General features: G+C 69.2%; 22 protein-coding genes and 2 pseudogenes. 17 read left to right on the top strand and 7 right to left on the bottom strand.

The features are described from left to right. The first annotated feature begins 142 nt into the window (after positions 1–142). From AU196_RS07985 to AU196_RS07980, 3 genes and pseudogenes are all read left to right on the top strand, one after another. Positions 143–481: a hypothetical protein gene (locus AU196_RS07985; protein ID WP_059094561.1), complete on the top strand. Its 339-nt coding sequence runs from the start codon at positions 143–145 to the stop codon at positions 479–481. A gap of 15 nt (positions 482–496) precedes the next feature. After that, a pseudogene (locus tag AU196_RS26420) lies at positions 497–640 on the top strand (adenylate/guanylate cyclase domain-containing protein); the annotation flags it as partial. 96 nt (positions 641–736) lie between these two features. Next, positions 737–1,369 carry a maleylpyruvate isomerase family mycothiol-dependent enzyme gene (locus AU196_RS07980; RefSeq protein ID WP_059094560.1) on the top strand — a complete coding sequence of 211 codons (633 nt, stop codon included), beginning with the start codon at positions 737–739 and terminating at the stop codon, positions 1,367–1,369. 49 nt (positions 1,370–1,418) lie between these two features. Here AU196_RS07980 and AU196_RS07975 read toward each other — a convergent pair whose 3' ends face one another. Further along, positions 1,419–2,399, bottom strand: a complete 981-nt coding sequence (locus AU196_RS07975) for an esterase family protein (RefSeq protein WP_059094559.1) — start codon at positions 2,397–2,399, stop codon at positions 1,419–1,421. 114 nt (positions 2,400–2,513) lie between these two features. On the opposite strand from AU196_RS07975, the pseudogene AU196_RS07970 reads away from it, so the two are divergent. Beyond that, a pseudogene (locus AU196_RS07970) lies at positions 2,514–3,146 on the top strand (alpha/beta fold hydrolase); the annotation flags it as partial. A gap of 30 nt (positions 3,147–3,176) precedes the next feature. Here AU196_RS07970 and AU196_RS07965 read toward each other — a convergent pair. Continuing rightward, a complete protein-coding gene (locus AU196_RS07965; protein WP_157546130.1) occupies positions 3,177–3,689 on the bottom strand; it encodes a DUF6448 family protein in 513 nt (170 codons plus the stop codon). 272 nt (positions 3,690–3,961) lie between these two features. Between AU196_RS07965 and AU196_RS07960 the strand changes: the two genes are divergently transcribed. Both AU196_RS07960 and AU196_RS07955 read left to right on the top strand, forming a co-directional pair. Continuing rightward, on the top strand, positions 3,962–5,014 hold the full coding sequence (locus tag AU196_RS07960; RefSeq protein ID WP_059094557.1) for a 3-deoxy-7-phosphoheptulonate synthase: 1,053 nt from the start codon (positions 3,962–3,964) through the stop codon (positions 5,012–5,014). A gap of 32 nt (positions 5,015–5,046) precedes the next feature. Further along, positions 5,047–5,799, top strand: coding sequence for an SDR family oxidoreductase (locus tag AU196_RS07955; RefSeq protein ID WP_059094581.1), 753 nt, complete (start codon positions 5,047–5,049; stop codon positions 5,797–5,799). A gap of 90 nt (positions 5,800–5,889) precedes the next feature. Here AU196_RS07955 and AU196_RS07950 read toward each other — a convergent pair whose 3' ends face one another. Then, positions 5,890–6,180, bottom strand: a complete 291-nt coding sequence (locus AU196_RS07950) for a WhiB family transcriptional regulator (RefSeq protein WP_059094556.1) — start codon at positions 6,178–6,180, stop codon at positions 5,890–5,892. Positions 6,181–6,590: 410 nt separating this feature from the next. On the opposite strand from AU196_RS07950, the gene AU196_RS07945 reads away from it, so the two are divergent. From AU196_RS07945 to AU196_RS07935, 3 genes are all read left to right on the top strand, one after another. After that, a complete protein-coding gene (locus AU196_RS07945) occupies positions 6,591–7,367 on the top strand; it encodes a hypothetical protein (RefSeq protein WP_059094555.1) in 777 nt (258 codons plus the stop codon). A gap of 87 nt (positions 7,368–7,454) precedes the next feature. Further along, positions 7,455–8,033, top strand: a complete 579-nt coding sequence (locus AU196_RS07940) for a sigma-70 family RNA polymerase sigma factor (RefSeq protein WP_011854882.1) — start codon at positions 7,455–7,457, stop codon at positions 8,031–8,033. Then, positions 8,026–9,180: an anti-sigma-D factor RsdA gene (locus AU196_RS07935; protein WP_059094554.1), complete on the top strand. Its 1,155-nt coding sequence runs from the start codon at positions 8,026–8,028 to the stop codon at positions 9,178–9,180. The genes AU196_RS07940 and AU196_RS07935 overlap by 8 nt, the downstream gene beginning before the upstream one ends. A gap of 8 nt (positions 9,181–9,188) precedes the next feature. Here AU196_RS07935 and AU196_RS07930 read toward each other — a convergent pair whose 3' ends face one another. Beyond that, positions 9,189–9,593, bottom strand: coding sequence for a DUF5319 domain-containing protein (locus AU196_RS07930; RefSeq protein WP_011768106.1), 405 nt, complete (start codon positions 9,591–9,593; stop codon positions 9,189–9,191). A 135-nt stretch (positions 9,594–9,728) separates the two neighbouring features. Here AU196_RS07930 and guaB point away from each other — a divergent pair, with 135 nt between their 5' ends. Both guaB and AU196_RS07920 read left to right on the top strand, forming a co-directional pair. Beyond that, positions 9,729–11,282, top strand: coding sequence for an IMP dehydrogenase (gene guaB, locus AU196_RS07925; protein WP_059094580.1), 1,554 nt, complete (start codon positions 9,729–9,731; stop codon positions 11,280–11,282). 28 nt (positions 11,283–11,310) lie between these two features. Next, positions 11,311–12,441, top strand: a complete 1,131-nt coding sequence (locus AU196_RS07920) for a GuaB3 family IMP dehydrogenase-related protein (protein ID WP_157546127.1) — start codon at positions 11,311–11,313, stop codon at positions 12,439–12,441. A gap of 100 nt (positions 12,442–12,541) precedes the next feature. On the opposite strand, the gene AU196_RS07915 is transcribed toward AU196_RS07920, so the two are convergent. Then, positions 12,542–13,429, bottom strand: a complete 888-nt coding sequence (locus AU196_RS07915; RefSeq protein WP_059094552.1) for a type IV toxin-antitoxin system AbiEi family antitoxin — start codon at positions 13,427–13,429, stop codon at positions 12,542–12,544. Positions 13,430–13,610: 181 nt separating this feature from the next. Here AU196_RS07915 and AU196_RS07910 point away from each other — a divergent pair, with 181 nt between their 5' ends. After that, on the top strand, positions 13,611–15,377 hold the full coding sequence (locus AU196_RS07910; protein WP_059094551.1) for a GMC oxidoreductase: 1,767 nt from the start codon (positions 13,611–13,613) through the stop codon (positions 15,375–15,377). Positions 15,378–15,380: 3 nt separating this feature from the next. Here AU196_RS07910 and AU196_RS07905 read toward each other — a convergent pair whose 3' ends face one another. After that, positions 15,381–17,744, bottom strand: coding sequence for a glycoside hydrolase family 65 protein (locus tag AU196_RS07905; protein WP_059094550.1), 2,364 nt, complete (start codon positions 17,742–17,744; stop codon positions 15,381–15,383). Further along, complete coding sequence (locus AU196_RS07900) at positions 17,741–18,532, bottom strand: beta-phosphoglucomutase family hydrolase (protein WP_059094549.1); 792 nt, start codon at positions 18,530–18,532, stop codon at positions 17,741–17,743. Before AU196_RS07900 ends, AU196_RS07905 begins: the two co-directional genes overlap by 4 nt. Positions 18,533–18,587: 55 nt before the next feature. On the opposite strand from AU196_RS07900, the gene guaA reads away from it, so the two are divergent. From guaA to AU196_RS07875, 5 genes are all read left to right on the top strand, one after another. Continuing rightward, entirely contained in the window at positions 18,588–20,147 is a 1,560-nt protein-coding gene (gene guaA, locus AU196_RS07895; protein ID WP_059094548.1) for a glutamine-hydrolyzing GMP synthase, read from the top strand. A gap of 138 nt (positions 20,148–20,285) precedes the next feature. Beyond that, entirely contained in the window at positions 20,286–20,984 is a 699-nt protein-coding gene (imuA', locus tag AU196_RS07890) for a DnaE2-dependent mutagenesis accessory factor ImuA' (protein ID WP_059094547.1), read from the top strand. Between the two features lie 34 nt (positions 20,985–21,018). Beyond that, on the top strand, positions 21,019–22,557 hold the full coding sequence (locus AU196_RS07885) for a DNA polymerase Y family protein (protein ID WP_059094579.1): 1,539 nt from the start codon (positions 21,019–21,021) through the stop codon (positions 22,555–22,557). A gap of 47 nt (positions 22,558–22,604) precedes the next feature. Then, positions 22,605–23,045: a MarR family winged helix-turn-helix transcriptional regulator gene (locus tag AU196_RS07880; RefSeq protein WP_059094546.1), complete on the top strand. Its 441-nt coding sequence runs from the start codon at positions 22,605–22,607 to the stop codon at positions 23,043–23,045. Next, positions 23,042–23,464 carry an organic hydroperoxide resistance protein gene (locus AU196_RS07875; protein ID WP_059094545.1) on the top strand — a complete coding sequence of 141 codons (423 nt, stop codon included), beginning with the start codon at positions 23,042–23,044 and terminating at the stop codon, positions 23,462–23,464. Before AU196_RS07880 ends, AU196_RS07875 begins: the two co-directional genes overlap by 4 nt. The last annotated feature ends 1 nt before the right edge of the window (position 23,465 follow it).

Here is a 23,465-nt window from a genome sequence, read left to right as displayed (position 1 = left end):
GGGTGTGGGACCGGTACGGAGCGAGACACTCATGGATGATCTGCGCCGTCTCGTTCGCGCTGCTGCTGCCGGTTAGGGAGTCGATCCTGCAAGGGCGCTCGAGGCGACCTACTCCTGGGCTCGCGACGCACGCGTGCGAACGGTGGTGGCGATCGTCGGCGCCGCTCTCGGAGGTGCCAGTCTGCTCACGACGCTGCAACAGCGTCGTGGAAGGAATGCTGCGCCGGCCAGGATCGCCATCTCAGGTGAGACCAGCCTCGGTGACTCGCTGCCTCGCTCACGTCCGACCTTCGCCGCGTGGACCAACCTGTCCATCCTCGGAGTCGCGTTCGTGTTCGCCCTTCTCAGTGTTCTGCTGGCATTCGTCCTGGAGCGGTTGGGTGATGCGCCGGCGTTGTCCGTCGTGATCGCTTCTGCGTTGACGCTGTGTATCGGTGTGCCGATCACTGTTGTCGCCGCAATCTGGCCCGGTATGCGCTGAGCGGCAACGACTTCGCTCGAGTTCACGTTGATCGGCGACACCGTCAACGTCGGGGCACGCGTCGAGCAGCTCACTAAGACCACCGGTGACGCCATCTTCACCGCCAGTCAGACTGTCGACGCCCTGACTACCCGACCGCTCGGGCTCACCGACCGGGGACCAGGATCACGGGCACGGTCGCCGCGGCCACGCCCACCAGGTGCTCGACCTTCCGTTTTCGGAACTCGTTGTGCGCGACGGCCGTATTCTTCTGTGATGGACCGCGATCAGATCTTCGCCGCGGTAGCGGACGAACGTCGTCGTGTGGCCGACCTCCTCGACGAACTGGACGACAGTCAGTTGGCGACCCCGAGCCTCTGCGCCGGCTGGGATGTGAAGACAGTCGGCGCCCATCTATTGAGCTTCCTCGTCGAGGGCACGCTCAAGATGACGCTGCTGGGCGTGCGACGCGGCAGTCCGGATCGCGCCATCGACGAGCTGGCGCGCCGCAAAGCCGAGCTGCCCGCCGGTGAGATCGCCGCAGGGTTGCGCAGCCTTGCAGACCACCGGTATTGGCGACCTCCACCGCAAGCTCCTGGGCTGCTCGCCGAGGTGATGGCGCACAGCGGTGACATGAGAATTCCGCTCGGGCTCGACTTCGCGCCTGATCCGCGGCGAACCGCGGTGGCACTCGACTTTCTCGCCGGGCCGGTTCCGATCGGGTTGGTGCCGTTGCTGCGCCTACGCGGTCTTCGCCTGCGAGCCACCGACATGGATCGGGAATGGGGTGCGGGACAGAACATTCGCGGGCGAGCGGGCATGTTGTTGATGGCCGCCGTGGGACGGGTTCCGGTCTTCGGCGAGCTGGACGGACCGGGTGTGTCCGTACTGCGCCGGCGATCGCGGTGACAGCCGACTTATTCGGCGCAGGCCACAAGACCGGTTCTGGTGGGATCCGCTATCCGAGCCTTCGCTGCAGATCCGGCCGCATCTCCTGGAGTTGTTGAGCCCAGTAACCCCAGTTGTGGGTGCCGTTCGACGGGAAGTTGAACACGCCGTTGCGTCCGCCCGCGGCGACGTAGCGATCGCGGAATCTCTGGTTCGATTCGATCGCGAAGCCTTCGAGGAATCCCTCGCCGGCCACCGGAGCGGGGTTGGCGTAGGCGACGTCGGTGGGCGAACCGTTGCCGCAGTACAACCAGATCCGGGTGTTGTTCGCGACGAGCCGGGCGACGTTCACGGTCGGGTCGTTCCGCGCCCATGCCGGGTCGCCGGGCGGGCCCCACATGGCGGCGGAGTCGAAACCGCCGTTCCAGTTCATCGACAGGTTGACCAGCCCGGGCCATGGCCCCTCGGAGAGATTGGGGAATGCGGACAGCGATCCGGCATAGACGAACTGCTCCGGATAGTAGGCGGCCAGTGTCAGCGCCGCCGAACCACCCATCGACGCGCCCACCGCCGCGTTGCCTGTCGGGGCGACGTCTTTGTTCGCCGCAAGCCACGCGGGTAACTCGCGGGCGATGAACGTCTCCCACTTGTAAGCGACTGTCCGCCCGTTGCCCACCGCCGGCTGATACCAGTCACTGTAGAAGCTGGATTCGCCGCCCACCGGCATGACCACCGAGAGTCCCGAGCCGTTCAAGATGTCGAACGCGGCGGTATTGCGGTCCCAGCCGCTGACGTCTTCGGGCGCCTCCATGCTGTCGAGCAGGTACACGGCGTGCGAACCCGGCCCACCGCTGAGGAATTCCACCCTGATGGTGCGGTTCATCGCTGCGGACGGCACGTCGAGTTGCTCGACGGGCAGGTCCGGACTGGAAAACGCTCTCGCGGGCGCTGATTCGGCCCCGAGTGCGACCAATCCCGGCGTCACGGCGGTGACAACGACGGCAACGGCCAACCGGCGCAGGAAGATTCCTGAAAAGTCAACAAGTGCCATCTCCTGCTCCCCTGTGAGCTCCGATGTCGCGACAGATTACGCCTGACAACCGTGAACGGGAGCTGATCCGAGGGGAGTGGGTAGCGCGATTGTCCCGCGCGCCGGCGGGATTACCGGATCTCCGAGCTGGTCGCCGACATCCTCGCCCTCATCGACGCCAGCGGTGCGGCGCGGGTACACCTGGTCGGCTACGACTGGGGTGCCACTGTGGCATGGGCTCTCGCCGCCGACATGCCCGAGCGCCTCGCTTCGCTGACCGCGATGTCCGTGCCGCACCCCGCGGCGTTCCTCAGAGCGATGCCGACAAGCAGACAGGCATTCGCTTCCTGGTACATCTCCTTCTTCCAGATTCCTGGGATCCCCGAGCGATATCTCCTGAGCGGCGACGGGAGCGGCTCGAGGATGTCGAGGTTCATGCAGTCGAAGGCGGGGCAGCCCAAGGACGCCGCCGACCGCGATGCCCGCGCCATGAGTGAGCCAGGTGTGCTCACCGCTGCGCTGAACTGGTACCGCGCGATCCCGCTGTCCGGGATTCCTCGTATCAACAGAAAGATCACTGTCCCAACGATGTTCGTGTGGAGTGACCGCGACGCCGGCCTCGTGGAGAAGGGCGCCCGGCTCACCGGCGACCATGTCAGTGCCGAGTATCGCTTCAAGATACTGTCGGGATCACACTGGTTGCTCGACGAGCAATCGGACGCGGTCGCAGACCTCCTTCTCGAATGGTTGGCCGCCCACCCCGGATGAAACGCAGGCGCTGGCCGAGAAGCCGAACGGTCAACCCTCGTGCGGATCGCGTCGCATGAACCTGTACAGGTGGTGGCTGTACACCTGCAGGCCCAGAACCGCTTCGACGTATTCGCGACGCTCGGCCGTCGTCACCCCCGCGCTGAGCGCCTTGATCCTGTCGAGGCGCCTCTGCAGCTCCTTGCGCAGTTCGGCGGACAGGAAGGCGTGCAGATCGTCGACGGATCGCTGCTCGATCGCCCGCTCCGCCATCGGGATCACCGGTCCCACGTCGAGACCGGCCGGTTTGAGCCCGGTGAACGGTGCACCCTCACCTGCTCGATGCAGGCGGACCACGGTGCCGAAAAAGTACAGATCGGCCACCTCGTGCGTAACGTGCCCGCCTTCGGCCTGAGCGGCGCGGGTGCGCTCGAACGCGTCCCGCACCTCCTGTTCGGCGCCTTCCGGGACGAACGGCAGGACCAGGTCGACATTCGCTTCCACCAGGGCCGCCTTGGCAGCGGTGACGACCGGACCGTCGAGAGAATCGCAGTGCGGAGGCATACCCCCATCCTTCGCGGCCCACGGCCATCTGCCAGAGGCGAAAGTCCCCGGCCGAGGTGACCCCGACCGGTGGTGTAGCCTGTCCGCGTGACCATTGGTGTGCGCGCCGGCTATTGGCTCTTTATCGAGGCTCCGGGCGGAGCCGATAAAGCGCAGCGCTAAGCACGCATCCACCCGGAGCCCAGGCAGTGACCACTCGGTCGCTGCCTTTCGTCATTCAAGGGCACCGGAACCCCACGCAGGTGCCCGTGTCCAGAAAGGCACCTCGAGAAATGAACCTGGCGCAGATCGCCACCCCGCCGGCCACGTCCGATCGGCGCATCCGCAGTTTCAGCGCGATTCCCAGCCCGCATGAGGTGCTCGCCGAGTTCCCGCTGGGCGCCCGGCGCGCCGAGCGGGTCGCCCGCGACCGCACCGAGATCGCCGACATCCTCGCCGGACGTGACGACCGCCTCCTGGTCGTGGTGGGGCCGTGTTCGGTGCACGATCCGGTCGCCGCACTGGACTACGCCAGCCGGCTGGCCAAGGTGGCCGACGAACTCGGCGATCGGCTCAAGATCGTCATGCGCGTGTACTTCGAGAAGCCGCGCACGACGATCGGCTGGAAGGGCCTGATCAACGATCCGGGGATGGACGGCACCTTCGACGTGTCGCGCGGCCTGCGCACCGCCCGCCAACTGCTGCTCGACATCATCGACATCGGCCTGCCCGTCGGGTGCGAGTTCCTGGAACCGACCAGCCCCCAGTACATCGCGGACGCGGTCGCGTGGGGAGCCATCGGCGCCCGCACCACCGAATCGCAGGTGCACCGCCAGCTCGCCTCGGGCCTGTCGATGCCGGTCGGCTTCAAGAACGGCACCGACGGCAACATCCAGGTGGCCGTCGACGGGGTCAAAGCGGCTGCCGCCCAGCATGTCTTCTTCGGGATGGACGACTCCGGCCGCGGCGCGGTGGTCAGCACTGACGGCAACGAAGACTGCCACGTGATCCTGCGCGGCGGTACGGACGGGCCCAACCACGGCGCGGATGCGGTGCAGGCCGCGGCCGCCAAGCTGACCGCCGCCGGACTACCCGGCCGGGTGGTCGTCGACTGCAGCCACGCCAACTCCGGGAAGGACCACGTCCGCCAGGCCGGCGTGGCCGCCGAGGTGGCACAGCTGATCCGCGACGGGCTTCCGGTCAGCGGCGTGATGTTGGAGAGCTTCCTCGTCGGCGGCGCGCAGTCCTCCGAGTCGCGGCCGCTCACCTACGGGCAGTCGGTCACCGACAAGTGCATGGACTGGCCCACGACGGAGATGGTGCTGCGAGACCTGGCGGCACGCTAGGCCGCTCGGTTACCGTGATCGGGGAGGTCACGATGCGAATCGCGGTGGCCGGCGCGACCGGCAACATCGGTGCCCGCACGGCGTCGTTCCTCGAGCGGGACGGGCACGAGGTCGTCCGTATAAGTCGCTCGCTCGGCGTCGACCTGCTGACGGGCGACGGTCTGGACGCTGCGCTCGACGGCGTCCACGCCGTGGTCGATGCGATCAGTTCGCCACCGATCAGCCCCGACGAGACGCGCGACTATTTCGCGACCACGACGAGGACTCTCCTGGCGGCGGAGAAACGGGCAGGGGTGTCCCACCATGTGCTGCTGTCGATCGTCGGTATCGACCGGATGAGCGACGGCGGTACCGCGCACTACGACGGCAAGCGGGAACAGGAGCGCCTGGTCGCAGAAGGCGCCGTGCCGTGGACGATCGTGCCGGCCACGCAGTTCCACGATTTCGCGGCTCTGGCGGCCGGCTGGACCGAACACGACGGCGTCGCCACCATCGCCCCGCTGCTGGTGCAGCCGATCGCCCCCGACGACATCGCCGCCGTCCTGGCCGAGATCGCCGCCGGAGAGCCGCAGGGCCGCTATGTCGACGTCGCCGGACCCGAGACCCAGGACCTGGTCGACATGGCCAGGCGCACCAACGCCGTCCGCGGGCGGACGGTCAAGCTGGTGCCCACCTGGTCGGGACCCCTGGATCTGTCCATGGCCGGCAACGTCCTGCTGCCGGCGGACAACGCCCGCATCGCCTCGACGACGTTCGAGCGATGGCTGGCGGCCGGCGCCCGCTGAGCCGACCCCCGGAATTCGTCGTCCACAGACGGAGAAGCCCCATCTCGGTGTTTGCCGAGATGGGGCTTCATCGTTCGCTGAGTGGCGTCGTCAGGCGGTCCGGCGGATACCGCGCTTGAGCAACATCTCCCGCTCGGATTCGCTCAATCCGCCCCAGATTCCGTAGGGCTCGCCGACGGCGAGAGCGTGCGAGCGGCATTGGGCGATCACAGGGCAGCTTCGGCACATTTCCTTGGCGCGCATTTCGCGTTGGGCGCGGGCGCGTCCCCGCTCGCCGTCGGGGTGGAAGAACATCGAAGAATCGACACCCCGGCAAAGTCCGTGCATCTGCCAATCCCAGATGTCGGCGTTGGGTCCGGGCAGCTGCTGCGGCTGAGGCATGGGAAAACCCCTCTCTAAACACCCATTTCGGGAACGCAATAGAGCGTGCGTCGTGGAACAGATTCGAGCACTTGTCGCCGATGACCACTCGTGCACACAACGTAGAAGGGCAAAAGAATTTCCGTCAATAGCCCGATCATGTGCTCAATCGCATAACCGCAGCTCAAGAATTTACGTCACGTTCATCCTTCTGACTTGCCGTCGGCGCGAAACGTGCTAACCGCCGAGGCGGCGCCGCCTCTGACGACGGCATTCAGCCAGTTCGCGCCCATCGGCCAATGGCAGCTTCGGGCCGCTGCTTAACGTGGCCGTAACTCGAGGCGCACAAAGAGTTAACCGCTCGACGGCCTTCGCGGAATCGTGATTTGCCACTCAACCCCCCGACGCGGCGTTGGTAGCGTCGCAAGGCCATGACCAGCCCGCTCCTCGACGCCGCGTTCGGCGACCGGCCCGATCTCTGGCCGCTACCCCCGCCGGCCGGCTCGCGGGACCGGTGGCTGCGTGCGGTGGCCGCGGGCGGTCAGGGCCGCTACGCCGTCGCACACACCGAATTGACCGCCCTGGCGCGGTCCTCCGGGCCCGCCCCGCGTTCTCTGGCGATGAGCACCGCGGCGTCCTTCCTGCGGCAACTGGGCGGCCACCGACCGGCCGCGGGATGGGACGGCCGGGCGTTGCGGGCCGCGGACACCGACGACGCGGTCGCCGACGCGCTGATCGGCCTCGCAGCCGACGCCCTCGGAGTCGGCCGGTTCGCGGCATCGCAGCGGCTGCTCGAGCGCGCGGCCACGGTCGTCGAGGCCGCCGGCGAGGCCCGCCTGCCGGTGCGCCTGGAGTGGGTCAGCGCGGAACTCGCGATGGTGCAGGGGGACGGCGCGACGGCCGTCGAGCACGCCGAACGCGCCGTCACGGCGGCGGCGGCGTTCACCTCGGTGCGGCATCGCGTCAAATCCGACGTGGTGCTCGCCGCGGCGCTGTGCAGTCACGGCGAACTCGACCGTTGCCGGGCGATCGCCGACGCCGCACTCGACCGGGCGGACGCGCTGGGACTGGTGCCGCTGCGCTGGGCGCTCGCCAGCCTGCTCGCCGACATCGGGAGCGCGCAGTACACGCCGGGCCAGGTCACGGACTTTCGCGACACCAGCGCAGATACTGTCCGACACAGGGGCGGTGTGTGGTCTGTTCGCTAGTCCGGGTGGCGCCCGTAGGCATCGTTATTGTTTAGCTGAGCCAGACCGTCGGATACGCCGTTCGTAACGTTGGAGAGCACACCCACGATGACACTTTCGGGAGATCGTCTCGATGCTGTCGTCGCTGAGGCAGTGGCGGGCAATCGAGATGCACTCCGGGAAGTGCTGGAGACCATTCGACCGATCGTCGTGCGGTACTGCCGAGCCAGGATCGGCGCGACGGAACGAAGTGGCCTCTCCGCAGACGACGTTGCGCAGGAGGTGTGCTTGGCCGCCATCACGGCGCTGCCGCGCTACAAGGACCAGGGACGACCGTTCCTCGCCTTTGTGTATGGCATCGCAGCGCACAAGATCGCGGACGCCCACCGAGCGGCGAGCCGAAACAAGTCGGACCCCACCGACGTGGTGCCCGAACGGTTCTCCGGTGAGGCGGGGCCCGAACAGTTGGCCATCAACGCCGAGTCCTCGGCGCGGATGGAGAAGCTGCTCGGTGTGCTGCCGGACAAGCAGCGCGAGATCCTGATCCTGCGCGTCGTCGTCGGCATGAGCGCCGAGGAGACCGCCGAGGCGGTCGGGAGCACCGCGGGGGCGGTGCGCGTGGCGCAGCACCGCGCCCTGGCGCGGCTCAAGGCCGAGATCATCGCAACGGGGCACGACCATGCCTGACTTCACACGCCGATCCTTCAACGGGGGCGAGCCGTCGCTGCCCGAGATCAATCAGACCGACCGTTTCCTCGACGCGCTCTCCACCGAACAGCCGGTGTACTCGAACGACTCCGGCGAGGCCGAATTGGCGTACCTGCTGGCCGGCTGGCGTGACGAGGTCCGGCAGCCGCCGATGGCGTCCGTGGTCACACCGCGGGATGCGGCGATCGCGCTGGACCGCGCCACCACGACCACTGCACGCCGCCGGTTCTCGCTGGCCGTCGTCGGCTCCGTGGCCGCGGCGGTGCTGTGTCTCGGTGGCTTCGGCTCGGTGGTGTACGGCGCCGGGCCGGGCGATCCGCTGTACGGCGTGCGCACCATGCTCTTCGGCGAACAGACCACCACCCGTGACGATCAGGTCGCGCTGGCCGCGCAGACCCAGATGGCCGAGGTGCAGCAGCTCATCGAGCAGGGCGAGTGGACCGCCGCGCAGGACAAGCTGCAGACGCTCACGACCACCGTCGCCGCGGTCGGGGACACCAGCCGCCAGCAGGAGCTCGTGGACCAGTGGCAGCAGCTGTCGGTGAAGGTGGAGACCCGCGATCCCGACGCGACCGTGCCGCCGAACGCTCCGCCCGTGGTGCTGCCCGAGGTGCCCTCGGATCTGCCGCTGCCCGCGCTGCTCTCGCCGGATGCCACGCCACCGTCCGACAGCACCGCGCCGGCCACGACACCCCCGTCGTCCACCGACCCGTCGGTTCCGCCGACGACGACTCCGCCCGCTTCTTCGACCCCGCCGCCGAGCACGTCGTCGCCGCCTGTGCCGTCAGCCACCTCGCCGACGGCGCCCACGCTGGCGCCGTCGTCGCCCGCTTCGGCGCCGCCGGTCACGACGACCCCCCGGGCGCCCGTCGAGCTCCCGCCGTCGTCTGCACCGGTGACGACGACGATGCCCACCACGTCACTCGCGCCGACCACGGTCGCGCCGGCCACGACGGTTGCGCCGCCGGTGGCCGAATCCGAGGTGGAGGCATCCGAGGTGGAGGTGGAGGCGCCGACTAAGCCGGCGCCGACCGTCGAGCGGCCCGAGGCCGTGGCGCCCGTGGTCACGACCACGGTGCTCCTACCGCTGCCGGGTGACGCGGCAGACGCTGCAGCAGAAGAGTGACGAACCGCTCAGCGGTAGCCGTCTGAGTCCGACGTCGCTTCGTTCAGCGAGGCGTCGGCGTAGCCACGGCAGTAATCCCACGTGACATAGGCGTCGGGTTCGGGATCGTAGGCCGGCTCGTGGGGCCGGACCGTGCCGTCGACGAGCAGCTGCAGCAGGTTGGCCCGCAGCATGTCCCAGTCGTGGTAGTGGTCCTGCTGGCATTCGTCACAGCAGACGACCAGACCGCGAATTCCCTTGTGCGCGAGCAGCGCCTCGTAAACCGCGAGGTCGGCGAGGTCCGCCTCGACGGCAGTGCGCTCCTGCGGGTCCAGCGGCTGACCGGGTTCGAGCGCGTCGAGGGCCGCCGAGGGATCGCAGGGATCGTCGGCGAACGGGTCGGGCGGCAAACCAGGTGGCAGATGGTCTCGCACGGGTCCCACATTACGCAGCCCCCCTGTGATCACGCCAGCCGTCACCGGTGTGGCGACCGGTGTGCGGGGCCGAGCCGCCACCGCCGCAACCGATAGGATTGAGTATCCGCCCAAGTGCCTATGGAGGCCCCGCCCATGTCGATCGCTGAACGCAGCGTTCCCATCGCCGTACCGGTGCCGACCGGCGGCGACGACCCGACGAAGGTGGCCATGCTCGGGCTGACCTTCGATGACGTCCTGTTGTTGCCCGCCGCCTCCGACGTCGTGCCCGCCACGGCCGACACCTCGAGTCAGCTGACCAAGCGGATCCGGTTGCGGGTGCCGCTGGTCAGCTCCGCGATGGACACGGTCACCGAATCCCGCATGGCCATCGCGATGGCGCGGGCCGGCGGCATGGGCGTGCTGCACCGCAACCTGCCGGTGGCCGAACAGGCCGGCCAGGTCGAGACCGTCAAACGATCCGAGGCCGGGATGGTGACCGATCCGGTGACCTGCTCGCCGGAGAACACGCTCGCCGAGGTCGACGCCATGTGTGCGCGCTTCCGCATCTCCGGTCTGCCGGTCGTGGACGACCACGGCGCGCTCGTCGGGATCATCACCAACCGCGACATGCGCTTCGAGGTGGACCAGTCCAAACCGGTCTCCGAGGTGATGACCAAGGCGCCGCTGATCACCGCGCAGGAAGGTGTCTCGGCCGAGGCCGCGCTCGGGCTGTTGCGGCGTCACAAGATCGAGAAGCTGCCGATCGTGGACGGTCACGGCAAGCTGACCGGGCTGATCACCGTCAAGGACTTCGTCAAGACCGAACAGTTCCCGTTGGCCACCAAGGACTCCGACGGCAGGCTGCTCGTCGGCGCGGCGGTGGGCGTCGGTGACGACGCGTGGACCCGCGCGATGACGCTGGCCGACGCAGGCGTGGACGTGCTGATCGTCGACACCGCCCACGCGCACAACCGCGGCGTGCTCGACATGGTGCACCGCATCAAGACCGTGCTCGGCGACCGCGTCGAGGTCATCGGCGGCAACGTCGCCACCCGCGCCGGAGCCGCCGCGCTCGTCGAGGCCGGGGCGGACGCGGTCAAGGTCGGGGTCGGTCCCGGCTCGATCTGCACCACGCGCGTGGTCGCGGGCGTGGGGGCGCCGCAGATCACCGCGATCCTCGAGGCCGTCGCGGCGTGCGCGCCGTCGGGTGTGCCGGTGATCGCCGACGGCGGGTTGCAGTACTCCGGCGACATCGCCAAGGCGCTGGCCGCGGGGGCGTCCACGGCCATGCTGGGCTCGCTGCTGGCGGGCACCGCCGAGGCGCCCGGCGATCTGATCTTCGTCAACGGCAAGCAGTTCAAGAGCTACCGCGGTATGGGGTCGCTCGGCGCGATGCAGGGACGCAACGCGGCCGGTGCCACCCGCGGATCGTTCTCCAAGGACCGGTACTTCCAGGACGACGTGCTCTCCGAGGACAAGCTGGTGCCCGAGGGCATCGAGGGCCGGGTACCGTTCCGCGGACCGCTGGCACAGGTGATCCACCAGCTCACCGGCGGTCTGCGCGCGGCCATGGGCTACACCGGGTCGCCCACCATCGAGGCGTTGCAGCAGGCGCAATTCGTGCAGATCACCGCGGCCGGGCTCAAGGAAAGCCACCCGCACGACATCACGATGACCGTCGAAGCGCCCAACTACTACGCCCGCTGACGGACTGGGAAACAGCACTGTGCGAGACATGGTCGAAATCGGTATGGGCCGCACCGCCCGCCGTACATATGAACTCCACGACATCAACATCGTGCCGTCGCGCCGCACCCGCTCGTCGCAGGACGTGTCGACGGCGTGGCAGCTCGACGCCTACCGGTTCGAGATCCCCGTGGTGGCGCATCCGACCGATGCGTTGGTGTCGGTGGAGTTCGCGATCGAACTCGGCCGCCTCGGTGGGCTCGGCGTCCTCAACGGCGAAGGGTTGATCGGCAGGCACGCCGACGTCGAGGAGAAGATCCAGCAGGTCGTGGAGAAGGCCGCGGCCGCGTCCTCTGAACCGTCGGCGGCGATCCGGCTGCTGCAGCAGTTGCACGCCGCGCCGCTCGACCCGGAGTTGCTCGGTGCGGCGGTGTCCCGCATCCGCGATGCGGGGGTGACGACGGCGGTGCGGGTGAGCCCGCAGAACGCCCAGGCGCTGACCCCGGCGCTGCTGCAGGCGGGCATCGACCTGCTCGTCATCCAGGGCACGATCGTGTCCGCCGAACGCGTCGCGTCCGACGGCGAACCGCTCAACCTCAAGACGTTCATCTCCGAACTCGACGTGCCGGTGGTCGCCGGCGGCGTGCTGGACCACCGCACTGCGCTGCACCTGATGCGCACGGGTGCGGCCGGCGTGATCGTGGGTTACGGCTCGACGTCCGGGGTGACGACGTCCGACGAGGTGCTGGGCATCAGCGTGCCGATGGCCACCGCCATCGCCGACGCCGCTGCGGCGCGCCGCGAATACCTCGACGAGACCGGCGGACGTTACGTGCACGTGCTGGCCGACGGCGACATCCACACCTCGGGTGATCTGGCCAAGGCCATCGCCTGCGGCGCCGACGCGGTGGTGCTCGGCACACCGCTGGCCAGCGCCGCCGAAGCGCTGGGCGGTGGCTGGTTCTGGCCTGCGGCCGCGGCGCATCCGTCGCTGCCCCGCGGTGCACTGCTGCAGGTGGCGCTCGGCGAGCGGCCGTCGCTCGAACAGGTGCTCACCGGGCCGTCGGACGATCCGTTCGGATCGCTCAACCTCGTTGGCGGGCTTCGCCGCTCGATGGCCAAGGCCGGTTACTGTGACCCCAAGGAGTTTCAGAAGGTCGGTCTGACGGTCGGCGCGTAGGCGCTCGGCTCTGGGCTCTGGGCTCTGGGCTCTGGGCGCGAGCAGACACAGATTCGCGTTTTTCGGGGTGTCGGAACGCGATTCTCTGTCTGCTCGCGAGTCAGCCGGCCAGTCGGGACAGTGACAAGTGGTGTGCGATGCGCTGGGCCAGCCGATCGGGATACTGTCGGACGTCGTCGATGACCATCGGGATCACCGTCCAACCCATGTCCTGAATCGCCGCGACGCGCTTTCTGTCCCTGATCATCTCGCGACGGCCGACGTGCCATTCCACGCTTTCGTACTCGGCGACGACCCGCACTTCCGGCCAGGCGAAGTCGACCCGCCAGACCTCGCCGTCGGCCCCGCGGATCTCGTACTGCAGCACCGGTCGGGGGAGCCCGTAGTCGATCATCACGAGTCGGGCTTCGCTCTCCATCGCCGATTCGGCACGCCCGTCGACATGGGGAAGCAACTCGCGCACGGCGACTATGCCGCGGCGTCCGCGTTGCTCGTCGACGGCCCTCTGCAGTTCGGCGACGTCGCACCAGGTGGAGTGGACAGCGGCATCCAGGGTTGCGAGTGCACGCGGCCGGGGTAGTCGGCGGGCGGTCTCGACCGCCGTCCAAGCGGGTGCGGTGGCCAATCGGCCGGCCACCCGTTGCAGCGGTGCGCCGACCCGTTGGTGGACGGACAGTCCGACCGCCGGGCGGACCCGCCTGCCGGGATCGAGGATATGGATCGCCGCGGTGTTCTCGACATCGAAGCCGTACAGCCCCGCCGCGGTGCCCAGGCATACGACCGCCTCCTCCCCGAGGAAGAGGTCGAGTCCGCGCAGGCGGCCTCGCACGTCGGGGTGGTGGTCGCCGTAGACGCCGTGCCACACGCGGACCAACTCGCCGCGCCGCACACACCAGTCCAGTTGCTGACGCGTCATGACCGTGAGCAACTCCCGCGCGGTCGCCAGGCCGCCGAGCCCACGAAGTAGGTCCCGCACCGCCGAATCCATGGTTGTCGACTCTCGGGTATTCACCCGGCCTTCGGTAGCGGTCAGAGCCGCGCCTGTGGATAACGCCCGCGAGCAGACGCAGAATCGCGTTCGGAGGCGCTCAGCAACGCGATTCTGTGTCTGCTCGCGGGTTAGGCGCACCTGTCTAGCTCGTTACCCGTTGGTAACCCATACTGGTGTCATGCAGCCTGACTACGACGTCCTCATCATCGGTTCGGGGTTCGGCGGCAGCGTCACCGCGCTGCGGCTCACCGAGAAGGACTACCGGGTAGGCGTACTCGAAGCGGGCCGCCGCTTCGCCGACGAGGATTTCGCGAAAACCTCGTGGGATCTGCGCAACTTCCTGTGGGCGCCGCAACTGGGCTGCTACGGCATTCAGCGCATCCACCTGCTCCGCGACGTGCTCATCCTGGCGGGCGCCGGCGTCGGCGGCGGATCGCTCAACTACGCCAACACCCTCTACGTGCCGCGGGAGCCGTTCTTCAACGACCCGCAGTGGAAGCACATCACCGACTGGAACGAGGAGTTGCTGCCCCACTACGAGCAGGCTCAACGGATGCTCGGCGTGGTGACCAACCCGACGTTCACCGACGCCGACCGCGTCGTGAAAGAGGTCGCCGAGGAGATGGGCGTCGGCGACACCTTCGTACCCACACCGGTCGGGGTGTTCTTCGGACCCGACGGGCAGAAGACCCCGGGCAAGACGGTCCCCGACCCGTACTTCGGCGGCGCAGGCCCGGCCCGCAGGGGCTGCATCGAGGTCGGCGAGTGTATGACCGGCTGCCGCCACAACGCCAAGAACACCCTGGTGAAGAACTACCTCTACCTCGCCGAGCAGGCGGGCGCGGAGGTGCATCCGCTGACCACCGTGACCAGCTTCGAACAGCGCGACGACGGGGTCTGGGAGGTGACCACCGTGCGCACCGGACGCAAGGTGCGGCGCCGGAAACGCACCTTCACCGCCACCAATCTCGTCCTTGCGGCGGGCACGTTCGGCACGCAGAAGCTGCTGTTCAAGATGCGTGACGCCGGGAAACTCCCCGAGATCTCCGACCGGCTCGGCATGTTGACCCGCACCAACTCCGAGTCCATCGTCGGCGCGGGCCGCTTCGAGGCCACCGACGACCTCGACCTCACCCACGGCGTGGCCATCACCTCGTCGATCCACCCGACGTCCGACACCCACATCGAACCCGTGCGCTACGGCAAGGGTTCCAACGCGATGGGGCTGCTGCAGACGCTGATGACCGACGGCTCCGGCCCGGAGGGCACCGACGTCCCGCGGTGGAAGCAGTTGTTCGTCAACGCGCGCCAGGATCCGCGTGGCACGGTCCGGCTGCTCAACGTCCGGCGGTGGAGCGAGCGGACCCTGATCGCGCTGGTCATGCAGAACCTCGACAATTCCATCACCACGTTCACCAAGCGCACCAAGCTCGGCACCCGCCGGCTGACGAGCAAACAGGGCCACGGCGAGCCCAACCCGACGTGGATACCGGTGGGCAACGAGGTGACGCGGCGGATCGCGAAGAAGATCGACGGCGTCGCGGGCGGCACCTGGGGCGAACTGTTCAACATCCCGCTGACGGCGCACTTCCTCGGCGGCGCCGCCATCGGCGACAACCCGGAACACGGCGTCATCGACCCGTATCACCGCGTCTACAACTATCCGACGCTGTACGTCACCGACGGGGCGGCCATCTCGGCCAACCTCGGGGTGAACCCGTCGCTGACCATCAGCGCACAGGCCGAACGGGCGGCCTCGCTGTGGCCGAACAAGGGCGAAGAGGATCTGCGGCCCGCTCAGGGCGAGGGCTACCGACGCCTCGACCCGATCCGGCCCGCGCACCCCACGGTGCCCGCAGGCGCGCCCGCGGCGCTGGACTGGAACGCCAGCCGCGACGAGGTCAACCGGCGCGATCCCACGACCGCCGAGGCCCAGGGCGCCTGACCGCTAGCGCGGTTCGGTCAGGCGGCGCCGCAGCGGTTCGCGGCCCGGCGGCTGCGACGGTGGCGGCAACAGTGGTGTGCGGTGCTGCACCTTGACCGTCGTCGGCTCCTGGGTGGACAGGACGATCTCCTCCCCGGCATGCCGGATCGCCAGCCGGCCGTCCGGCCCGTCGCGCAACGTGTAGGTCACCTCGTCGTGTCGCGCGTGGACGGTCAGCCGGAAGTCGCGCCAGCGCAACCGGAATCGCAGGCACGACAGCGCGTCGGGCAGGTGCGGGTTCAACGACAGGACGCCCTCGTCGTCGCGCAGTCCGCCGAATCCGGCGACCAGCGCCGTCCACGCGCCGGCCAGTGACGCCATGTGCAACCCGTCGCGCGTGTTGTGGTGCAGGTTGCGCAGGTCGATCATCGCCGCCTCGAAGGCGTAGTCGTGGGCGAGGTTCAAATGTCCGACCTCCGCGCACATCACCGCCTGTGTGCACGCCGACAGCGACGAGTCGCGCGTGGTGCGACGCTCGTAATAGTCGACGTTGCGGGCCTTCTGTTCGTTGGTGAAGGCGTGGCTCTGCCACTGCATCGCCAGCACCAGATCGGCCTGTTTGATCACCTGGGTTGGGTAGAGCCGCACATACGGTTCGTGGAGCAGCAGGGGATACGAGGTGTTCTTGGTGAAGTTCCACTCGGCCAGCGTCGTGAACCCCTCGCACTGCGGGTGCACGCCGAGGTCCTCGTCGTAGGGGATGTGCGCGGCCGCGGCCGCTTCCCGCCACGTCGCCGTCTCCTCGGTGGTCACCCCCATGTCCCGGGCGATCTCCGAGCGCCTCTCGCAGGCCTCGGCCGCCACCCGCAGGTTGTGGGCGGCCATCAGGTTGGTGAAGACGTTGTCGCGCACCACCGCCGTGTACTCGTCGGGACCGGTGACGCCGTCGAGATGCCAGACGCCGTGACGGTCGTGGTGGCCGATCGTCATCCACAGCCGGGCGGTGTCGACCAGCACCGCGAGGCCGCATTCGTCCTCGAGTGAGTCGTCGCCGGTGACGGTGCGGTAGCGGTCGAAGGCCATGGCGATGTCGGCGTTGACGTGCCAGCCCGCGGTCCCCGCAGGCCAGTACGCCGAGCACTCCTCACCGCGGATGGTGCGCCACGGGAACGCGGCGCCCTTCAGATCCAGTTGCGCCGCGCGCTCTCTGGCCAACGGCAGGGTGGACGCCCGCCAACGCAGCGCGTCGGCGGCCGCGGAGGGTTTGGTGTAGGTGAGCACCGGGAGCACGAAACCCTCGGTGTCCCAGAAGGCGTGGCCGTCGTACCCGGCGCCGGTCAGGCCCTTGCCGGGAATGGCGCGACGTTCGGCGCGGGCGCTGGCCTGCAGCACGTGGAACAGTCCGAACCGCACCGCCTGCTGCAGGTCGGGGTCGCCTTCGACCTCGACATCGGCGCAATCCCAGAACTCGTCGAGGTATTCGCGTTGCGCGTCCAGCAGCCCCTGCCAACCGACGTAGCGTGCGCCGGTGAGCGCGGCCGCGGCCTGATCACGCAGTGCCGGACGGGAACGCAGGCTCGACCACCCGTAGGCGAGGTACTTGACGATGCGCAGGCGCTGGCCCGGGCGCAGCCCGCAGATCACGGTGGTGTGGGCGAGGTCTTCGCGGGCGTCGGTGCTGATCTCGACGCGTCCGGGCACGTCGACCTCGTGGTCCATCGCGGCCGCCATCATCAGGGCGCTGCCCCGGGTCCGGTGGACCAGCAGCGCGCTGTGGTCGGTCTGCTCGTGGTGAACCGCCTCGAGGGGTTTGCGCAGCACCGCCGCCACCCGTGGGTCGCCCGACTCCTCGGGCTGGTCCTCATTGGCGACCAGCTCGGATTGCACTGTGACACGAACGAATTCGTCGATCGCCTCGACGATGTACTCGATGGCCGCGACGCCGCGTTGCGACAGCGACACCAGGCGGGTGGACAACACCTTCACCTGCTTGCCCGCCGGTGACCGCCAGTGCACCCGACGGCTCAGGGTGCCTGCCCGCAGATCGAGGATCCGTTCGTGGTCGATGAGCTCGCCGTAGCGGACGTCGAAGGGTTCGTCGTCGACCAGCAGTCGCACGATCTTGCCGTTGGTGACGTTGACGATCGTCTGACCCGCCTCGGGGTAGCCGTAGCCCGCCTCGGCGTAGGGCAGTGGCCGGACCTCGAAGAAGGAGTTCAGATACGTACCGGGCATGCCGTGCGGTTCGCCCTCGTCGAGGTTGCCCCGAAACCCTATGTGCCCGTTGGACAGTGCGAACAGCGATTCGGACTCGTCGATGAGGTCGACGTCCAGCCGGGTCTCGCGGACCTGCCACGGCTCGACGGGGAAGACGTCGTAGGGGATCACGGTGTGGTCTCCCGCAGTTCGGCGAGGTCGGTGACGACGATGTCGGCGCCGTTGCGCCGCAGTTCCTCTGCCTGTCCCACGCGGTCGACGCCCACCACATAGCCGAACTTCCCGGCCCGTCCCGCCGCCACCCCGGCGAGGGCATCCTCGAACACCGCGCCCTGAGCCGGTGTGACACCGAGCAGTTCGGCCGCCCGCAGGAAAGAGTCCGGCTCGGGTTTGCCCGCGATGTGCTCCTCGCGCATGGTGACCCCGTCGACGCGGTGCTGGACGTAGCGCGCCATCCCGGTGATGTCGAGCACCTCCTCGGTGTTCGCGCTCGACGAGACGACGGCGATGCCGAGGCCTGCGGCGCTGGCGTCCTCGAGGTAGCGGCGTGAGCCCTCGAACACCTCGATGCCGTCGCGGCGCAACGTTTCATGAAACATCTCGTTCTTGCGGTTGCCCAGCCCGTGCACGGTTTCGGCGTCGGGCGGGTCGTCGGGGTGACCGTCGGGCAGCTCGACTCCGCGGCTGACCAGAAACGACCGGACGCCGTCCTCGCGGCGCTTGCCGTCGACGTAACGCTGATAGTCGGCGCCCGCGTCGAACGGGACGAACGGCTCACCGGTGCGCTGCGCCCTGGTTCGCAAGTAGTCGTCGAACATCGCCTTCCACGCGCGGGTGTGGACGCTGGCGGTATCGGTGAGCACACCGTCGAGGTCGAACAGGCAGGCGGTTATCCGCTCGGGCAGACCCAGCACAGCGGACCTCGCTTCCTCGGATTGGTTCCCCGCTGGGGTAACCATTGCCGCCCCGACACTAACGTGATGGGCGAAATCGGGCCGCCACTAGACTGAGGCGGTGAATTCCCCATCCCCGCGGCCGGTCCTGGTGGTCGACTTCGGCGCGCAGTACGCGCAGCTGATCGCGCGCCGGGTCCGCGAAGCCCGGGTCTTCTCCGAGGTCGTCCCGCACACCGCCACCGTCGAGGAGATCAAGGCCAAGGACCCGCAGGCGATCGTGCTGTCCGGCGGTCCGGCGAGCGTCTACGCCGACGGTGCCCCGCAACTCGACCCGGCGCTGTTCGACCTCGACGTCCCGGTGTTCGGCATCTGCTACGGCTTTCAGGCCATGGCGCAGGCGCTCGGCGGCACCGTCGCGCACACCGGCACCAGTGAGTACGGCCGAACCGAACTCAAAGTCGCTGGCGGAGAACTGCATTCGGATCTTCCCGCCACCCAGCCGGTGTGGATGAGCCACGGTGACGCGGTCACCGAGGCGCCGTCCGGTTTCGAGGTGGTGGCCACCAGCGCCGGTGCGCCGGTCGCGGCCTTCGAGAACCGGGCACGCCGGCTGGCCGGCGTGCAGTACCACCCCGAGGTGCTGCACTCGCCACACGGCCAGCAGGTGCTCAGCCGCTTCCTGCACGACTTCGCCGGCATCGGCGCGAAATGGACCCCGGCCAACATCGCCGACGCTCTGGTCGAACAGGTGCGTGAGCAGATCGGGGACGGCCGCGCCATCTGCGGGCTGTCCGGCGGGGTGGACTCCGCGGTGGCGGCCGCGCTGGTGCAGCGCGCCATCGGCGACCGGCTGACCTGCGTGTTCGTCGATCACGGCCTGTTGCGGTCGGGGGAGCGGGCCCAGGTGCAACGCGACTTCGTCGCCGCCACCGGCGCCCACCTCGTCACCGTCGACGCCGCCGACCGGTTCCTCGAGGAACTGTCGGGGGTGACCAACCCGGAGGGCAAGCGCAAGATCATCGGCCGCGAGTTCATCAGCGCCTTCGACGGCGCGGTGGTCGACATCGTGGGAGACAGCGGAGCGCCGGTCGAATTCCTGGTGCAGGGCACGCTGTATCCCGACGTCGTCGAATCCGGCGGCGGGTCGGGTACGGCGAACATCAAGAGCCACCACAACGTCGGCGGCCTTCCGGCCGACCTGAAGTTCACGCTCGTCGAACCGCTGCGGTTGCTGTTCAAGGACGAGGTCCGCGCGGTGGGGCGCGAACTCGGCCTGCCCGAGGACATCGTTGCGCGCCAACCCTTCCCGGGCCCGGGTCTGGGTATCCGCATCGTGGGTGAGGTGACGCGCGGGCGGCTGGAGACGCTGCGGCACGCCGATGCGATCGCCCGTGAGGAGCTCACCGCGGCCGGCCTGGACAACCAGATCTGGCAGTGCCCGGTGGTGCTGCTGGCCGATGTCCGCTCGGTGGGGGTGCAGGGCGACGGCCGCACCTACGGACATCCGATCGTGCTGCGACCGGTGTCCAGCGAGGACGCCATGACCGCGGACTGGACCCGGGTGCCCTACGAGGTGCTCGAACGGATCTCCACCCGCATCACCAACGAGGTGCCCGAGGTGAACCGCGTCGTGCTCGACGTCACGAGCAAGCCGCCCGGCACCATCGAGTGGGAATAGGGACAGCGACGACCTGACGCACAAGCCCGGCGGGGACACCCTGCCGGGCTTGACGCTTGTCGGTGGGTCGGTGTTTACTGATTGTATCGAACATGAGTTCGAATGACGGGTGTTCCTGGTGATGTTGGAGGTGCGGTTGTGACAGCTGCTGCCGACCTCAGCCTGACCCAGCGTACCCGCGCTGAGCAGGTCGAACACCTACGCAAACAGATGGCCGCGGTGGCGGGCAAGGTGGGGGCCGGCAGGCGGGGACCGACCCCGGCCACCGACCCCACGCCGGTCTCTGAAAGTTTGCTGCCGCTGCCCGAATCGCTGGCTGAGCAGCTGCCGAGGTCGTTGCCGCGCGGCACGGTCGCGGTGCTCTCGGGCGCCCGGTCCCTGGCGCTGGGCATGGTCGCGGCGACGACGGCGGCCGGCGGTCACGCCGCCATCGTCGGTCAGCCCGATGCCGGTCTGCTGGCTGCCGTGGAGATGGGGGCGGACCTCAGCAGGCTGGCCGTCATCCCGGACCCGGGCGGTGATCCGGTGGAGGTGGCGGCGGTCCTGATGGACGGGATGGATCTGGTGGTGCTCGGGTTGGGCGGTCGGTCGGTCCCCGCGGGCCGGGCCCGCGCGGTGACGGCCCGGGCCCGGCAGAAGGGCTGCACCCTGCTTGTCACCCACGGCGACTGGCCCGGGGCGGCGGCCCGGCTGGAGGCCCGGGTGTGTGGTTACGAGGTGGCCGGCGCCGGTCCGCCCGGTGCCCCGACGCCGGGGTGCGGGCGGATCAGCCGGGTCCGGTTGGCGATGCGGGCGAGGGGCCGGGGCCACGGCCCCGCCCGTGCGGTCGGTGAGTAGCGTGGCTCGGTCCCGGGTGCTGGCCGTCTGGTGCATGGACTGGCCCGCGGTCGCCGCCGCCGCAGCGGCGAATCTGGACCCGACGGCGCCGGTGGCGGTCACGCTGGCCAACCGGGTCATCGCGTGTTCGGCATCCGCGCGGGCGGCCGGGGTGCGGCGGGGGCTGCGACGCCGGGAGTCGCAGGCCCGGTGTCCGCATCTGCACGTCGCCGCGGCGGATCCGGCCCGCGATGCCCGCCACTTCGAGAACGTCACGGCGGCGGTCGACGACCTGGTACCGCGGGCCGAGGTGTTGCGGCCGGGGCTGCTCGTGATGGCGGTGCGCGGCGCGGCCCGGTACTTCGGCTCCGAACAGGCCGCCGCCGAGCGGCTGGTCGACGCGGTTGCCGCGGCCGGGGTGGAGTGTCAGGTCGGTATCGCCGATCAGCTGCCCACCGCGGTGTTCGCCGCACGGGCCGGCCGCATCGTGGCGCCCGGTGAGGACGCCGACTTCCTGTCGACGCTGTCGATCCGCCAGCTCGCCACCGAGCCGAGCCTGGCCACCCCCGGCCGTGATGAGCTCGCGGACCTGTTGTGGCGCATGGGTGTTCGCACCATCGGCCGGTTCGCGGCGCTGTCCCGCACGGATGTGGCCTCCCGGTTCGGGGCGGACGCCGTCGCCGCGCACCGGTTCGCCCGGGGGGAGCCGGATCGTGGTCCGTCGGGGCGGGAACCACCGGCCGAGCTCGATGCGGTGATGAACTGTGACCCGCCCATCGACCGGGTGGATGCCGCGGCGTTCGCCGGCAGGTCGCTGGCCGGGGAACTGCACCGCAGCCTCGAGTCGGCGGGGGTGGGCTGCACCCGGCTGGCCATCCACGCCGTCACCGAGGACGGCAAGGAGTTGGAACGGGTCTGGCGGTGCGCAGAACCGCTGACCGAGGACGCCACCGCCGACCGGGTGCGCTGGCAACTCGACGGCTGGCTGAACCGGCGCAACCCCCACGACCGGCCCACCGCGCCGATCACCGTGTTGCGGTTGCGGCCGGTCGAGGTCATCTCGGCCGAAGCGTTGCAGCTGCCGCTGTGGGGCGGCGTTGGCGAGGAGGACCGGTTGCGGGCCCGCCGCGCACTGGTGCGCGTCCAGGGCCTGCTCGGACCCGAGGCGGTCCAGGTCCCGGTGCTCAGCGGCGGGCGCGGTCCCGCCGAGCGGATCACCTTCACCGCCTTCGGGGATGAGCCGGTGACGCACGCCGATCCGCGCCAACCGTGGCCCGGGCAACTGCCCGAACCGTCGCCCGCGGTGCTGCTCGACGATCCGGTGGAGGTGCTCGACGCCGAGGGCAATCCGGTGCGGGTGACCCACCGCGGACTGTTCTCCGGCCCGCCGACGCGCCTCGACGGCGGCGGATACCGCGGTGATCTGGCCTGGTGGGCCGGGCCCTGGCCGGTCGACGAACGGTGGTGGGATCCCGACCGCGCCAAGGGTCGCACCGCCAGGGCGCAGGTGCTGCTCGACGGGAGCGCCGGACAGGCGGCGCTGCTGCTGTGCTACCGGCAGCGCCGCTGGTATGTGGAGGGCGCCTATGAGTAGCTGACAATAAGATTGTGCACAACTCAATTGCGCGCTATGGTTTGGGTATGGCCGCGCTCCGCCTCGATCAGCATCTGTGTTTCGCGCTGTACTCGGCGACGCGTGCCATGACGGCGGCCTACCGGCCGGTGTTGACGGAGCTGAACCTCACGTACCCGCAGTATCTGGTGCTGCTGGTGTTGTGGGAGGAGGGGCCGGTGACGGTCGGCCGGCTCGGTGAGCGGTTGCACCTGGATTCCGGCACCCTCTCGCCGCTGCTGAAACGGCTGGAGGCCAACGGCTTTCTCGAGCGGCGCCGGTCGCGCGCCGACGAGCGCCAGGTCGAGATCGTCCTCACCGACGCCGGGCGGGCGCTCGAGGAACGCGCCCAGTGCATCCCCGAGGAACTGTTCCGGACCACCGGCCTGTCCGTCGCGGACGCCGAGCGGTTGCGCGACGCCGTCCGTCAGTTGAACGACGTGCTCATCCACCGGAAGGAACCCACATGAAAGCCCTCTACACCGCAGAAGCACTGGCGACCGGCGAAGGCCGCGACGGCCACGGCCGCAGCTCCGACGGCCGCCTCGACTTCGACCTGGCAATCCCGAAGGAGATGGGCGGCAGCGGTGACGGCACCAACCCCGAGCAGCTGTTCGCCGTCGGCTACGCGGCCTGCTTCCACTCCGCGCTACGCCTGGTGGCCCGTCAGGAGAAGGTCGACGTCTCCGATTCGACTGTGGGCGCCCGGGTTTCGATCGGCCAGCTCGACAACGGCGGGTTCGGGCTCGCGGTGGAGTTGGAGGTGGCGCTGCCGAACGTCGACGAGCAGACCGCTCGGGAGATCGCCGACAAGGCGCATCAGGTGTGCCCGTACTCCAACGCCACACGCGGCAACATCGACGTCGCCGTGACTGTCACCGACGACTGAC

This window comes from Mycobacterium sp. IS-1742 (genome assembly GCF_001500125.1).
Taxonomy (GTDB): domain Bacteria; phylum Actinomycetota; class Actinomycetes; order Mycobacteriales; family Mycobacteriaceae; genus Mycobacterium.
The sequence above is the reverse complement of the archived record's forward strand: the minus strand, read 5'-3'. Positions and strand labels throughout refer to the sequence as shown.